At 70.6% G+C, this 279-nt stretch carries 1 protein-coding gene; it reads left to right on the forward strand.

Going from position 1 to position 279, the window contains the following annotated elements:
* The coding region (locus R0J87_RS19725) for an aminotransferase class V-fold PLP-dependent enzyme (RefSeq protein WP_498888375.1) at positions 1-279 on the forward strand (279 nt) is incomplete at both ends.

Consider the following 279-nt stretch of genomic DNA (forward strand, 5'->3'; position numbering starts at 1 on the left):
GGTCACGCTGCTCGACGGCGACTGGCGCAGCCCGGTCGACGCGGCGCGCATCGAGGCGACGCTGGCCGAGGATCGCGAACAGGCGATCAAGGCGGTGTGCTGCGTGCACAACGAGACCTCGACGGGCGTCGCCTCGGACATCGCCGCGGTGCGCCGAGCCATCGACGCGGCCGGCCATCCGGCGCTTCTCATGGGCGATACCATCTCCTCGCTGGCCTCCATGAACTACCGCCACGACGAGTGGGGCGTCGACGTCACGGTGGCCGGCTCGCAAAAGCG

Origin of the sequence: Halomonas sp. SIMBA_159 (assembly GCF_046536035.1) — a bacterium.
Classification (GTDB): Bacteria; Pseudomonadota; Gammaproteobacteria; order Pseudomonadales; family Halomonadaceae; genus Vreelandella; species Vreelandella venusta_A.